Annotated in this window: 1 protein-coding gene; it reads right to left on the reverse strand. The window is 53.7% G+C overall.

Annotated features, from left to right (window positions below):
• Window positions 1-139: 139 nt before the first annotated feature.
• Window positions 140-16372: amino acid adenylation domain-containing protein (locus E0698_RS23050; protein ID WP_192513027.1), on the reverse strand; the 16233-nt coding region annotated here is incomplete at its 5' end.

Genomic DNA, 16372 nt, shown 5'->3' on the forward strand with positions numbered 1-16372 from the left:
GCCCCGGTTGGAATAGTGCGTTGTTGATACGTAAATGACCGTTGTGTCGGAAAAATAATACTTTGCAGGCAAGGGCAGTCGGACAAGCCGCCGCCCTCTGCACACGCAAAGTGAAATCATTGCATTTTAGAAAACTGATTTAGAAAACAAAGTCGATGGAATCCGGTGAGAAACCTTCCGGCTTGTCGTCGGAGGTCACCTGAATATCGCTTAACAGCAGATCTGGGTTTTCCCCAACCTGTGACAGAATCGCTATCAAATCTTCGGTTAATCGTTCAATAGCGTCTGTTCCAAACAGCTTTGTGCAATATTCAAAGGAACCCTTGATTACCCCGTCTTCATCGCTCATGGACAAGGTCAAATCAAATTTGGAGATGCTATGCTCCTGAACATATGGACTGAAGGACAGGGTCTCAAGCTTCGCTTCCTGCGACTCTGTATTTTGCAGTACAAACATGGTGTCAAACAACGGATTACGGCTTGCATCCCGTGCTACATCCAGCTTTTCCACCAACTCTTCAAGTGGATAATCCTGATGCTCGAAGGCTTGCAGCGTACGATCTCTGACTTCCAGCAAGTAGCTGTGGAATGTTTGGCTGCCCTTCGGCTGATGCCGGATGGCTAGCGTATTGACGAACATTCCGATAAGTGGCTCCAGCTCAGGCAGCAGGCGGCCTGCTACCGGAGTACCGATAATCAAATCGTCCTGACCACTGTATTTGGATAATAGAACGGTGTAAGCACTCAAAAGTACCATGTACAGCGTACTTCCGGTCTGAGCCACAATTCGGTGCAGCTGCTCGGATACATTCGGGTCAACTGTAAATTCATACAGTGCTCCCTCGAAGCTGCGAACAGCAGGTCTTGGATAAGCAATCGGCAGATCCAGTACTGGTAATTCTCCGGCTAAATGCTCCAGCCAGAAATGTTCCCGGCGTTGGTATGACTCACGCTGCATTTCCTGCTGCTGCCACACGGCAAAGTCCTTGTACTGAATTTGCAACGGCTCCAATTCTTGCTCCTCGTACAGCTGTACCAGTTCCTGCACGATATTGTCAGACGATGCACCATCCGAAATAATATGGTGCATGTCGTACATCAAAAGGTGGCGCCCTGGTCCGGTTTGAATGAGACGAACACGCAGCAGCGGTGCATGTCGAAGATCAAAGCTGCGTACAAATGACTCGATATACGCTTCGGCTTCGGATTCACTGACCTGCAGACGTTCTACTGCAAATTCAACCTGATCGTAAACCCGCTGAACGACCTCGCCTTCCACCATTTCAAAGGAAGTCCGCAACGTTTCATGACGGTCAATTAACTGACGGAACGCAGCCTCCAGTCGATCTGCCTGGAGCGGACCTTCCACCGTTAACACACCCGGCATGTTGTAGCTGACATCCCCACCTTCCAGATGGCTCAAAATATACAGCCGTTTTTGAGCCGAGGAAACCGGGTAGTAGGCCTGTTTCGCCACTGCAGGGATCACCGTATAGGTGTCTGTGCCGTGCGTAGCTATGAGCTGGGCTTGCTGCTCAATCGTAATGTGTTGGAACACCTCACGAAGTGTAATCCGGCTGTCCAGTTCCTGATGGATTTTGGCCACCAGCGTTGTTGCCCGCAGGGAGTGTCCACCCATGTCGAAGAATGAGTCGGTGACTCCTACGCTGGACAGCTTCAATACATCCTGCCAGATTTGAGCAAGCTTGGCTTCCAGCGGCGTCCGCGGCGCAACGTACTCCAGGCCTCCTTCGAGGCGTGCTTCCGGCGCAGGCAACGCCTTGCGGTCGATTTTTCCGCTTGGGGTCAGCTGGAAGCGATCCAGTTGTACAACATACGTCGGAATCATGTAGTCCGGCAGCTTCGGCTGCAGCGCGTTGCGCAGCTCCGGCAGACTCAGCGGTGCTGTGGCTACGATGTAGGCACATAGATCCTTGTGTCCATCTTCGTTTTCCCATGCAGTGACCACAGCTTTCTGAATGCCGTCCACAGTCAGCAGCTGTGCTTCCACCTCGCCCAGCTCGATCCGATACCCCCGAATTTTTACCTGGTGGTCGATCCGACCCAAATACTCGATGCTGCCATCCGGCAGCCACCGTGCCAGGTCGCCCGTCCGGTACATGCGGTTTGCGTGAGTGCTGTCCGCTTGATCGGCTGCTGCCGCATCAGCGAACGGATTCGAGATGAACTTCTCTGCCGTCAGTTCCGGCAGATTCAGATACCCTCGTCCTACACCTGCACCCCCGATATAGAGCTCTCCTGCGATACCGATCGGCACCAACTGTTGTCGGGTGTTCAAGATGTACACGGACTGGTTCGCTATCGGCGTTCCGATGGATACCGTGTGCTCACCTTTTTCCAGCAGCACGTTCAAGGCTTCCACATCTTCGATCGTATAAGTTGTCGCATCTACCGTCGTTTCGGTCGGACCATACACGTTGGTAATCACCGGGCGGTACCCGGCCCACTTGTGCAGGAACACGTTTACCAGCTGCACAGGTAATGCTTCGCCGCCGATCAGGTAGTGCTTCACTTCCGGCGCTTCCGTCACGTTGACGCTTTCGTTCAAAATATGCAGATGCGCAGGTGTGCCGTCCGTCAGGTCGATCCGGTGCATGCGGTAGTAAGCGATCAAATGCTCCCCGCTCAGGCTTACGTCCCGGGATACCACATGCAAGGTGTGGCCTAATAACAAGCTGGCAAAGATTTGCTTCACCGAAGCGTCAAATACAAACGCCGACAGCCATGCAACGTGAAGCGGCTGCTCATAGTGGCTGTATACCCGCTCGGATAAAGCATCTACCAGATTGCTGACACTGCCCTGCTCGATCATGACGCCTTTCGGCTGGCCGGTTGTACCTGACGTGTAAATCATATAGGCCAGGTTATGCGGGCCGGCGACAGGCATCAGATTGCTCGCATCCTGTCCGTTCAGCTGAGCCTGAACGTCCTCGTCATCAAGGACCACAGTCTGTACTGTGGATGGCAGGCTGAGCGAGAGATTCGCGACTCTGCTTGTAATCACGACCTTTGCCCCACTGTCTTGAAGCATGTAGTCAATGCGTTCCTGCGGATACATGATATCCATCGGCACATACGCGCCTCCGGCCTTAAGTACCCCCATAATGCACACCAGGATATCCGCAGAACGTTCCAGTAATACGCCTACCGGTTGATCTGCTTCGACCCCTTTCACCCGTAACACACGGGCCAATCGGTTTGCTTGCTCGTTCAGCTCAGCGTAGGTCAGCGCCGTGTCCCCAGACACGACTGCTACCCGCTCAGGGCTACGCTTCGCTTGCTCTTCAAAGCGTTCGCTGAGCGCACGACCTTGTCCTCCTACACGCACGCTATGCGCGTTCGGATCGTTGAACACCTTCAGAATCCGCTCGGTTTCTTCCGCCGTTATCAGCTCCAGCTCACCCAGCTTCGCATCCGGATTCGCTGCCACGGCTTCGGCCAAACGAATGAAGTGACGTGTCATCCGTTCTACGGTTTCCCGTTGATACAGCGCGGTTGCATACTGCAATCCGAACTGAATGCCTGTCTCTTCCTCTCTGGCTTCCAGCGTCAAATCAAACTTGGCTGGCGTTTGTTCCAAACCGTATGGATGGAAGCTCAGGTCTGCCAGCTGCAGTTCGCCTTCCTCAGTAGTTTGCAGCGTAAACATCGTATCGAACAGTGGATTGCGGCTCATATCCCGCTTTACATTCAGCTTTTCCACCAGTTCTTCAAACGGATAGTCCTGATGTTCGTAGGCTTGCAGGGCACGAACTTTCACTTCTTCCACGTAGCTGCGGAAGGTATGCTCCGAAGTCGGATAGTTCCGCAGGGCCAACGTGCCGACGAACATTCCGAGGATCGGTTCCAGATCCGCATGTGGTCTTCCCGCAATCGGCGTGCCGACTACAATGTCCTCTTGGCCGCTGTATTGATGTAAGAGCGAGGTATACGCCGCCAGCAGCACCATATACAGTGTGGAGCCTGTTTGCGCCGCCAGTTCTTTCAGGCGTTCGCTGACTTCACGCTTCAATCCGAATACGACCGTATCCCCTGCCGTACTTCGTACCGCCGGACGGGCAAAGTCCGTGGGTAGATCCAGCACAGGCAGCTCACCCCGGAAGGTGTCGAGCCAGTACGCTTCCTGACGCTGCATCCACTCCTGATGGGCTTCGCTTTGCTGCCATACCGCATAGTCTTTGTACTGAATCCGCAATGGTGATAGCTCTTCACCACCATACAAGCGGACAAATTCATCGGTCAGTACCCCCATGGACACGCCATCCGAGACGATGTGGTGCATGTCGAGCATGAGCAAATGCTGGGATTCTTGCTCGTGTCCTTGTACGCCCAGGTCCACCAAGCCTACCCGCAGCAGCGGCGCAGCTTGCAGATCGAACGGACGGACAAAGCGCCGCACCAGCTCTTGCGTTTCCTTGCTGACCATCGTGTCCGTATCCGTAATAGTCGACCCCTCTGCCTGTACCTTCGCATATTCTACCTTGAACGGCACGATGTCCTCAATCCATTGCATCGGCTCACTGTCGACCAGTTCAAAGCGGGTACGTAGGGTCGCATGGCGGGCAATCAGTTGACGGAACACGTCTTCCACTCGTTTCACGTCCAGCGGGCCGCTCACTTGCAGCACCGACGGCATGTTGTAGTTCACATCATTCACATCGAACTGATGCAGCACATACAGTCGCTTTTGCGCTGAGGACAGTGGGTAGAAGCCGCGTTCTTCCGTCACCGGAATGGACGCGTACGCCACTTGATCCAGATTTTCGATGACCGCCGCCAACTGTTCAATCGTTGGCGCTTCAAAAATACTGCGCAGTGGGAGCGGCTTGTTTAGCTCCTTGTGAATCTTCGAGGCCAGCGTCGTCGCCCGCAGCGAATGTCCGCCAATCTCGAAGAAGTTTTCCTTCACGCCCACCTGTGCCAAACCCAGCACGTCCTGCCAAATTTGCGCCAGCTTCGCTTCCACCCACGTCCGCGGTGCGACATAGTCCGCTCCGCTTTGCAGGCTGCCTTCCGGTGCTGGCAGTGCCTTACGGTCGATTTTACCGTTTGGTGTCAGTGGCATGTGCTCCAGCTGTACCAAATATGTGGGTACCATATAGTTTGGAAGCTCCTCGCCCAGGAAGCTGCGCAGCTCACCTGCGCTCACTTCCCGTTCAGCAACATAGTAGGCGACCAGTTGATTTTGCCCCTGCTCGTCCGCTTGTGCCAGTACGATGACCTCTTGCACGTCTTCTACTTTCAGCATTTGTGCCTCAACCTCGCCCAGCTCAATCCGGTACCCCCGGATTTTCACCTGATGGTCGATCCGGCCCAAATATTCGATGTTGCCATCCGGCATCCATCTCGCCAAGTCACCTGTACGGTACATCCGTTCATAGCCTGCTTCGCCACCTGCAAACGGATTCGGTACAAATTTCTCAGCCGTCATTTCTGGACGATCCAGATAGCCACGTGCCAGACCCGGACCAGATACGCACAACTCACCCGCTACGCCCACAGGCGCCAGATGTCCATGCACATCCACCATGTATATCCGGTGATTCGGCATAGGACGTCCGATCGAAATCATCTGTCCTGCTCTTTCATCCTCGGATACCGACCATGCCGACGTCGCTACCGAGTTTTCCGTTGGACCGTAAGCATTGTAGTATGCTACCCGATTCTTCCACTTGTAGATCAGCTCTATTGAAGTGGCTGAACCCGCAGTGACCAGAATGCGCAGGTTTGGCATCCGTTCCGGCTCCAGATATACCGCATAGGTCGGTGGTAACGTCGCCGCCGTAATCTGATACTCTGTCATGTAATGCTCGAATCTCTCATAGTCCAAAATCGTCTCTGACGTTGGCACATACAACGTGGCTCCGCAGAACAGCGCCTGGAAAATTTCCCAGCAAGCCGCATCAAACGAATAGCTGGCGAACAGCAACGCATGATCCGACGTGCTGATCCGGAGCACCTGATCAAAATACGTTTTCAGATTGCACAGCCCCTGATGCTCCAGCATAACTCCCTTCGGTTGACCCGTGGTTCCTGACGTATAAATGACATAGGCCAGATCGTTCGGACCGGACAACGGCTCCAGATTGGAACCATCCTCGTGATACACACCCTGTGCCCCATCCAGCACCAGCACATGGCCCTCGAAAGCTGCTTTGTCCACCAGATGGCTTTGCGTTAACAGCAGCTTCGTACCCGAGTCGTCCAGCATGTAGCGAATACGCTCTTCTGGATACGTCGGGTCAATTGGCACATATGCGCCCCCGGCTTTCAAAATCCCGAAGATGCCCACGATCATGTCCACCGAACGCTCGGTCATCAGACCCACCAAACGATCCTTCGTCACGCCTTGACTGCGCAAGGTACGAGCTAATCGATTCGCACGTTCATTCAGCTCGCGATAGGTCAACTGCTCTCCTTCGAAGAACAACGCTGCCTGGTCCGGCGTCTGCGCTGTTTGCGTCTCGAACAAGCCATGAATGGTCTGCTCGCTTGGATACTCGGCCGCTGTATCTCCCCATACGCCCAGAATTTGCTCGCGCTCCTGCTCGCTTAAAATATCCAGCTCTTGCACCCGTATGTTCGGATTCGCCGCCACTTGCTCCAGCAGCTGCACCAGATGGCCCTGAGTCCGTTCAACAGCTTTACGATCATATAGCTTCGCATTGTATTCAAATCGGATTTTCATCGCTTCCTGCGGAATGACGACCAGATTGAAGTCATAGTTGGTTTGTTCAACCATACCTGCATTGCTTATTTCAAAATCCGACTCTGCACCTTCGCCAAGCTGCTCGACCTGTTGTTCCACCGGATAGTTTTCGAACACCATAATGTGGTTGATCAGGTCTTGCTTCTGCTCGGTCAAGGCTTGAATTTCATATAGCGGATACGTTTCATAAGCTTGAGAAGCCAGCGCTTGCTTCTGATTCACTCTTATCATGTCGGCAACTGTTTCCCCAGCTCCACTGCGGATACGTACCGGAATGGTGTTAATGAACAAGCCCACCATATTTTCGATGCCCGGAATATCAGCCGGACGACCAGACACTACGCTGCCAAAAACAGCGTCGTCACTGCCGTTGTACTTGTGAAGCAGCAAGCCCCATACCGTTTGCAGCAATGTATTCGTGGTCACGTGGTGCTGCTTGGCAATGATTTCGATGCGGCCCGTCAAGTCTTTGCCCAGATCGCACAGCACATGCTCGAATTGCGCACCTTCGGCTTTGGCCCCTACTACTTTTCCGGTCGGAATCGAAGTTTGTTGATCATAGCCGAACAAATAACGGTTCCAGTATTCCGTCGCAGCCCCTAAATCCTGTGCTTCAAGCCACTCGATATACTGACTGTATGGTGAAACCGGGGCAAGCTGTGGGTCTCTATGCTCCACGGCTGCAAAATAAGCCTCAAAAACCTCATCCGTCACCAGTGCCACACACCAGCCGTCCATCAAAATGTGATGAGAGCTCCATACGAAATGGTAGTCCTCGTCACCTGTCCGCAAAATCGCCACGCGCATCAACGCATCCCGAGATAAATCGAAGCCGGTTGCCTTGTCTTTGCGAATAAATTCCTTCACATATGCGCTTCGCTCCACATCATCCAAATGACGCAGGTCTTCACATCTGAAACCAATATCCTTCTGGCGGAAAATGACCTGCACGGGCTCATCTTGCCAACCGCTGTAGAAATTAGCTCTAAAAATCTCATGCCGCTGCGCCAAATGATTCAAACTGTCTTGGAAAACATCCACTTGGAAGTGTCCACGCAGATCAAATGTCGTTTGTTCAAAATAAGCTCCTGACTCTGTATCCATCAGACTATGGAACAGCATACCTTTTTGCATCGGCGTCAACGCATATACATTTTCCAGCTCGCCAATGTTACGGGTTTGTTCTACCAATTGATCCAGTTCAGCCATGGTTACATTTTTAAGCATTACATCGCTTGGAGTCAGTTCCTGCTGTTTGCGTCCTGTGCAATGCGTAATGATTTCCTGCAAGCTGGTTCTGAATCCTTTGGCTAGTTGCTCCATCGTTTCACGGCGGTATTCCTTGTTGCTGTAGCTGATCGTCAATTGCAGTTCGCCTTCTGAAATCAGCCCGTTAATGTCCAGCGCATACGATCTTGCCGCATGTGCGCTAAGCTCTGCACCGCTTGAGTAAGGAGATACGCCAATCGATTGATTTTGCAAATCTTGATCAAATTGCCCCAAATAGTTAAAGCTGATTTCCGGTTCGGTTACAAAGCGTTCCTGCTCACGTGCTGCGGACAGGTATCTTAAAATACCGTAGCCGATGCCCTTTTGCGGAATGCGACGCAGCCCTTCTTTCACATTTTTGATTCGATGTGAAAGGTCTTGCCCCACGCTCATATCCAGCACAACCGGGAATTGAGTCGTAAACCAGCCAACGGTGCGAGTAATATCCAACTCTGGCAAGATGGACTCTCGTCCATGACCTTCCAGGTTGACAAGCACTCGTTCGATGCCCGCCCAGCGATGAATAGCCATTCCTAATGCGGTAAGCAGCAAATCGTTCATATCCGTGTTGTAGGCACGGTGCGCCTGTTTTAACAGCTGCTCCGTTTCCTGACCTGTCCACGTGGCAGTAATGATCTCGCTGTCCCTATTCAAGGAATAGGGCTGTGGCTGGTCTTTTGGAAGCGACTCATAAATTCCCTGTTCAATTTCCTGCCAGAACGCGAGTTCTGCTGCTACTGACGCACCGTTCGCATATTGAGACTGTTCACCAGCCCAAGTGCGGAACGAATCCGTTTTGTGCGGAAGACGAATCGCTTGTCCGTTCAATGCTTGCTCATAGGCTGTCGTAATATCTTCGAACAAGATGCGCCAGGATACTCCGTCCACCACTAAGTGATGAATAGCAATCAGCAAATGATCTCCGTCACTGCTGCTGAACAGCCCCAGCTTCACCAGCGGTCCTTCGCTTAGATCAACCCCCGCTTGAATTTCATTCGCTTTGGCTTCGATAGCCGCAGACACCTCAGCCTCATTTCTGAAGTCCGTCCGTTCCAGCGTATACAGCTCACCCTCACCAATCGCGCGGTTCCATGCTTCGTATCCGTGATCGGTATGACGGAAAATAGTGCGTAGCGCATCGTGATGGCTGACAATCTGATCCATCGCCTTACGCAATGCCGCTTCATCGAAACCATCCTTGCTGTACAGCATGATGGACTGGTTATGATGATGAGCTTCCGTCAGATTTTGCTCAAAGAACCATTGTTGAACGGGTGTCAGCTTCACATCGCCGACTACTTCGCTCTGATCCGCCAATCTTGTAACAGATTGGACTCTCAGCGCCAATGCCGATACCGTTGGATGACTGAACAGGTCCTTCATATCCAATCGGTAGCCTGCTTGCAGCAATCGGGACGATACTTGCAAGGCCTTGATCGAATCGCCGCCCAGTTCAAAGAAGTTATCCTGCGTTCCTACCGCTTCGACTCCCAGCACCCCGGCCCATACCGAAGCCAATACCTGCTCGACCGTGGTACGCGGTGCCACATAGGCTGCACCTGTATGGATGCTTCCTTCCGGCTCCGGCAGCGCTTTGCGGTCGATTTTGCCGTTGCTGGTCAGTGGTAATGTGTCCAAACGCATCAAGCGTGCAGGTACCATATGTGCTGGCAGCCCTGCTTCCAGCTGGGCCTGTACCTCCTCGATCCGCAGCTCTGATTCTCCGGTGATGTATCCACACAAATACTTGTGTCCACGCTCATCCGTCCGGTCGATCACTACGGCTTGACGCACACCCGCCACCCGCTGGATCGCCGTTTCAATCTCGCCCAGCTCGATCCGATATCCCCGGATTTTGACCTGATAGTCCATCCGGCCGATAAAGTCCACATTGCCGTCCGGCATCCACCGCGCCAAGTCACCTGTGCGATACAGTCGTTCACCCGGTACATACGGATTCGCTACGAATTTTTCGGCCGTCAAGTCTTCACGGTTCAGGTATCCCCGTGCCACCCCGGCACCGCCGATGCATAGCTCGCCCAGTACGCCGATAGGCACCGGATTCAGCTGGCTGTCCACGATGTAAAACCGTGCGTTCAGCCACGCCTGACCAATCGGCACACTGCCGCTGCTTGGCAGCTTTGACAGCTCTTCGTCGTAGAAGCTGGAGTCAATCGCCGCTTCCGTCACGCCGTAGCTGTTAATGATGCGAATGTCTGCACCAAACCGTTCTTGCAGCACCCGGTAATCCGTCACGCTGCAGCTGTCCGAGCTGGTGATCAGCAATTCCAGACTGCTCATATCCAGTCCATGCTCATGCACATGCTGCATAAACGGTACGATCAGGGCCGGAGTCGATTCGAACACCGTAATTTGATAATTGCGAATCCAACCATACAGACGACTTGGATCAATCCGGTCGTCCTTCGGACAGATGACCATCGTTCCGCCGTTATAGAGCGCCCGTGCCATATCGCCGACGAATACGTCGAAGGAGAAGCTCGCCAGTTGCAGCAAGCGTACCGGGAACTGGTTCAGACGGTAATCCCGGCGATACGCCGCAGCCGTATTCACCAGACTGCGATGCTCGATCATGACACCCTTCGGACGTCCTGTTGTACCGGACGTGTAGATCACATACGCCAAATCCTGCGGCTCGTTGATGTGTTCGACATCCGTGGTATCCCCGGTGTACAGCGACTCATCGTCCAGCGCCAGTACAGTCTGCAAACGCATTCCAGTTGCTATTTCGGATGTGACCTTGCTTTCATCCAGCCATACCTGCGCACGCTCCTGCAAGCCTGTTTGGGTCAGCAGTACCGTCGCGCCGCTATCCTCCAGCATGAAACGAATACGCTCAGACGGATAGTCCGCATCCAGCGGCACATACGCGCCTCCAGCCTTCCATACCGCCAGCACACCCACCAGCATGTCCACCGAGCGTTCGCTTAAGATGCCGACAGTCGACTCGCGTCCAATGCCCTCACTCCGTAATTTACGAGCCAGCTGGTTCGCACGCTCGTTCAGTTTGCGGTACGTAAGTTGTTGCTCCTCGTACACAACCGCCACGTGATCCGGTACAAGCTGTGCCTGTTCTTCCACAAAGGCATGGAACAGGGCTCCTGCTTCAACAGCAGCAACATCCGATACTCCCACATCTCCAAAACCGTAGATGATTTGTGCTTTTTCCTCGACGGTTACCATTTCCAAAGCTGCCAGTGGCTGCTGCGGATGAAGTGTAATGGCACGAACAAGTTCGGTAAAATGCTTTGCCAATCGTGCGATGGTCTCTGGCTTGTACAGCGCCGTGCTGTATTCCAGACTGCACAGAATACCTTCCGGCTGCTCCACTGCATCCAGGGTCAGATCAAATTTGGCAGTATTATTGTCCGTCGGATACGGCTTAAAGGTCAGACCTTCCAGTTGGAACTCCTGCTGCTCAAATGTTTTCAACTCAAACATCGTGTCAAACAGTGCATTCCGGCTCGTATCCCGCGTTAAATTCAGCTTTTCAACCAGCTCTTCAAAAGGATAGTCCTGATGCTCATAAGCACTGAGCGCGTGCTCTTTGACCTCTTGCAGGTAATCAAGGAACGTTTTGTCGCCAGACGGATAATTACGGATTGCCAGCGTGTTGAGGAATACGCCTACCAGGCTCCCCAGTTCCGCATGTGGTCTTCCGGCAATTGGCGTTCCGACGATCATGTCTTCCTGCCCTGAATATTTATGCAAGAGCGTGCTATACGCTGCCAGCATCACCATGTACAAGGTGGAGCCAGTTTGCGCGGCCAGCTGTTTCAACTGCTCGCTGTCCTCCAGGCTGATCGCAAAATCCAATCGAGCTCCTTCCAGACGCTGTACGGCTGGTCTTGCAAAATCCGTTGGCATATCCAGCGCCGGAATTTCACCAGCCATTGTTTTCAGCCAGTAATTTTCTTGCTCACGAAGACGGTCACTTTGCATATCTGCGTGCTGCCAAACGGCATAGTCCTTGTACTGGATGCGAAGTGGCGGCAGTTCCTTACCTTCATACAATTGAGAGAACTCCTGCACGATAATTCCTGCAGTCACGCCGTCCGAAATAATATGGTGCATGTCATAGAGCATAACGTACCGTTGCGGTCCGTTTTCCACCAACTGAACCCGCAGCAACGGCGCTTGTGCGAGATCAAAAGCGCGTACAAAATCCAGTACGTACTGCTGTGTCTCTTCTTCGCTTGCCTGCACATGCTCGACGTGGAATTCGACGTTTTTATCAATCCGTTGAACAACCTCGCCATCCACCATTTCGAATCTGGTTCGCAGGGTTTCATGACGGGCAATCAGCTGGCGGAAGGCTTGCTCCAGTCGCGTTTTATCCAGGGACCCTTCAATAATCAAAGCTCCCGGCATGTTGTAGCTAACTTCTCCACCTTCCAGATGACTTAGCACATACATCCGTTTTTGCGCCGAGGAAACTGGATAATATGCGCGCTCCTCCACAACAGGTATGGATGCATACGTTTGCTGTGTCTGTTCACCCATCACCTGTACCAATTGCTCAATCGTCGGATATTGGAAAATATCTCGTAGCGCCAGCTTGTGATGCAGCTCCTGATGGATTTTCGCCACCAGTGTTGTAGCGCGCAGAGAGTGTCCCCCCACTTCAAAGAAGTTATCCGTAATTCCAATCTGCGGATGATTCAGCACGCTTTGCCAGATACGCACAAGCTGTTCTTCCAACGGCGTCCGCGGCGCAACGTACTCCATGCCTCCTTCGAGGCGTGCTTCCGGCACAGGCAACGCTTTGCGGTCGATTTTTCCACTTGGCGTCAGCGGGAAACGATCCAGTTGTACAACATACGTCGGGATCATGTAGCCCGGCAGCTTCGGCTGCAATGCGTTCCGCAGCTCCGGCAGACTCAGCGGCGCTGAGGCTACGAGATAGGCACACAGGTCCTTGTGCCCGTCTTCGTTTTCCCATGCGGTGACCACGGCTTCCTGAATGCCGTCCACGGTCAGCAGCTGCGCTTCCACCTCGCCCAGCTCGATCCGGTACCCCCGGATTTTCACCTGATGGTCGATCCGGCCCAGATACTCGATACTGCCGTCCGGTAACCATCTCGCCAGATCACCCGTCCGATACATCCGGTTGGCGTGAGGTTTTGCTGCTTGTTCCGCTTCCGGTTGGGCAAACGGATTCGGGATGAACTTCTCTGCCGTCAGTTCCGGCAGATTTAGATAACCGCGTCCCACACCTGCACCACCGATATATAACTCGCCCGCGATACCGATCGGCACCAGCTGTTGTTGTGTGTTCAAGATGTACACGGACTGGTTCGCCAGCGGCGTTCCAATGGATACCGTATGTGCACCTTTTTCCAGCAGCACGTTCAAATCTTCCACGTCTTCCATCGTATAGGCGGTCGCATCTACCGTCGTTTCGGTCGGGCCATACACGTTGGTAATCACTGGGCGGTACCCGGACCACCTGTGCAGGAACCCGTGAACCAGTGGTACAGGTAACGCTTCGCCACCGATCAGGTAGTGCTTCACTTCCGGCGCTTCGGTCACATTGACGCTCTCGTTCAAGATATGCAGATGCGCTGGTGTGCCATCCGACAGGTCAATCCGGTGCGTACGATAGTAGGCGATCAATTGCTCCCCGTTCAGGCTTACGTCACGGGATACCACATGCAAAGTATGGCCTAACAGCAGGCTGGCAAAGATTTGCTGCACCGAAGCGTCAAATACATACGCCGACAGCCATGCGACGTGAAGCGGCTGCCCATAGCGGCTGTATACCCGCTCGGATAAAGCATCCACCAGATTACTGACGCTATGTTGCTCGATCATGACCCCTTTCGGCTGGCCAGTTGTACCTGACGTGTAAATCATATAGGCCAGGTTGTGCGGGCCGGCTACAGGGATCAGATTGCTCGCATCCTGCCCGTCCAGTTGTGCTTGGACAACCTCGTCATCCAGAGCTACAGCACGTACGGTGGCTGGCAAGATGAGCGCCGGATTGGCGATTGTATCTTCTGCACCTGTGATGGTCGCTGGTGAAGCATTCACCGTTACACCAGCATTTTCGGTTACTGGCGTTTGCAGGCTGTTGCTTTGGCCCACGGCAGCTTTGGACGTAATCACGACCTTCGCTCCGCTGTCTTGGAGCATGTAGTGAATGCGTTCCTGCGGATACAGCGAGTCCATCGGCACATACGCGCCTCCGGCTTTCAGTATCCCGAGGATGCTCACCAGGATATCCGCAGAACGCTCCAGCAATATGCCTACCGGTTGATCCGCTTCTACCCCTTCCGCCCGTAACACACGGGCCAATCGGTTCGCCTGCTCGTTTAGCTCGGCGTAGGTCAGCACCGTGTCCTCGAACACCACTGCTACCCGCTCAGGGTTGCGCTTCGCTTGCTCTTCAAACCGTTCGCTGAGCGAACGACCTTGCACCTGTCCGTGTTCAGCATCACGCACGCTATGCGCATTCGGATCGTTGAACACCTTCAGAATCCGCTCGGTTTCTTCCGCCGTAATCAGTTCCAGTTCACCCAGCTTCGCATCCGGGTTCGTCGCCACTGCTTCGGCCAAACGAATGAAATGTCGTGTCATCCGTTCCACGGTTTCCCGTTGGTACAGCGCTGTCGCATACTGCAATCCGAACTGAATGCCTGCTTCTTCCTCGCTGGCTTCCAGCGTCAGGTCGAACTTCGCCGGGGTCTGCTCCATGCCATATGGACGGAAGCTCAGGTCTGCCAGTTTCAGCTCGCCTTCCTCGGTGTTCTGCAGCGTAAACATCGTATCGAACAGTGGATTGCGGCTCATATCCCGCTTCACATTCAGCTTTTCCACCAGTTCTTCAAACGGATAGTCCTGATGTTCGTAGGCTTGCAGCGCACGGGCTTTCACATCTTCCACGTAGCTGCGGAACGTTTGCTCCGAAGTCGGATAGTTACGCAGGGCCAAGGTGCCAACGAACATTCCGAGGATCGGTTCCAGATCGGCATGTGGTCTTCCCGCAATCGGTGTCCCGACCACGATGTCCTCTTGCCCGGTGTATTGATGCAGCAGCGCTGTGTAAGCCGCGAGCAGCACCATATACAGCGTCGAGCCTGTGTGCGCCGCCAGTTCTTTCAGGCGTTCGCTGACTTCATGCTCCAATCCGAATACCACGGTATCCCCTGTCGTACTCCGCACGGCCGGACGGGCAAAGTCGGTTGGCAGATCCAGTACAGGCAGTTCACCCCGGAAGGTGTCAAGCCAGTACGCTTCCTGACGCTGCATCCACTCCTGATGGGCTTCGCTTTGCTGCCATACCGCATAGTCTTTGTACTGAATCCGCAATGGTGATAGCTCTTCACCACCATACAAGCGAACAAATTCATCGGTCAGCACACCCATGGACACACCATCCGAGACGATATGGTGCATGTCGAGCATCAGCAGATGCTGGGATTCTTGCTCGTGTCCTTGTACGCCCAGGTCCACCAAGCCTACCCGCAGCAGCGGCGCAGATTGCAGATCGAACGGACGGACAAAGCTCCGCACCCATTCCTGTAATTCCTTGCTAGCCATCGTGTCCGTATCCGTAGCTGCACCTTCTGCCTGTACCTTCGTATAATCCACCTCGAATGGTACAGTGTCCTCAATCCATTGCATCGGCTCACTGTCCACCAGTTCAAAGCGGGTACGCAAGGTCGCATGGCGGGCGATCAGTTGACGGAACACGTCTTCCACTCGTTTCACGTCCAGCGGACCACTCACTTGCAGCACCGACGGCATGTTGTAGCTCACATCGTTCGGATCGAACTGATGCAGTACATACAGTCGTTTTTGCGCCGAGGATAACGGATAGAAGGCACGGACTTCTGTCACCGGAATGGACGCGTACGCCACTTGATCCAGACCTTCCAGAACGGCTGCCAGTTGTTCAATTGTTGGTGCTTCAAAAATACTGCGCAGTGGGAGCGGCTTGTTTAGCTCCTTGTGAATCTTCGAGGCCAGCGTCGTCGCCCGCAGCGAATGTCCGCCAATCTCGAAGAAGTTTTCCTTCACGCCCACCTGTGCCAAACCCAGCACGTCCTGCCAAATTTGCGCCAGCTTCGCTTCCACCCACGTCCGCGGTGCGACATAGTCCGCTCCGCTTTGCAGGCTGCCTTCCGGTGCTGGCAGTGCCTTGCGATCGATTTTACCGTTTGGACTCAGAGGCATCTGCTCCAGCTGTACAAAGTACGATGGCACCATATAGCTTGGCAGCTCCCGGCCCAACTCACTTCTCAGCTCGCTGGCTCCGAGCTCTTGCCCGGCAACGTAGTACGCCACCATTTGTTTTTGGCCTGTTTCATCCGCACGGGCCATGACTACGGCTTCTCGTACAGACTCCAC

This window comes from Paenibacillus sp. 23TSA30-6, assembly GCF_014858585.1.
Taxonomy (GTDB): domain Bacteria; phylum Bacillota; class Bacilli; order Paenibacillales; family Paenibacillaceae; genus Paenibacillus.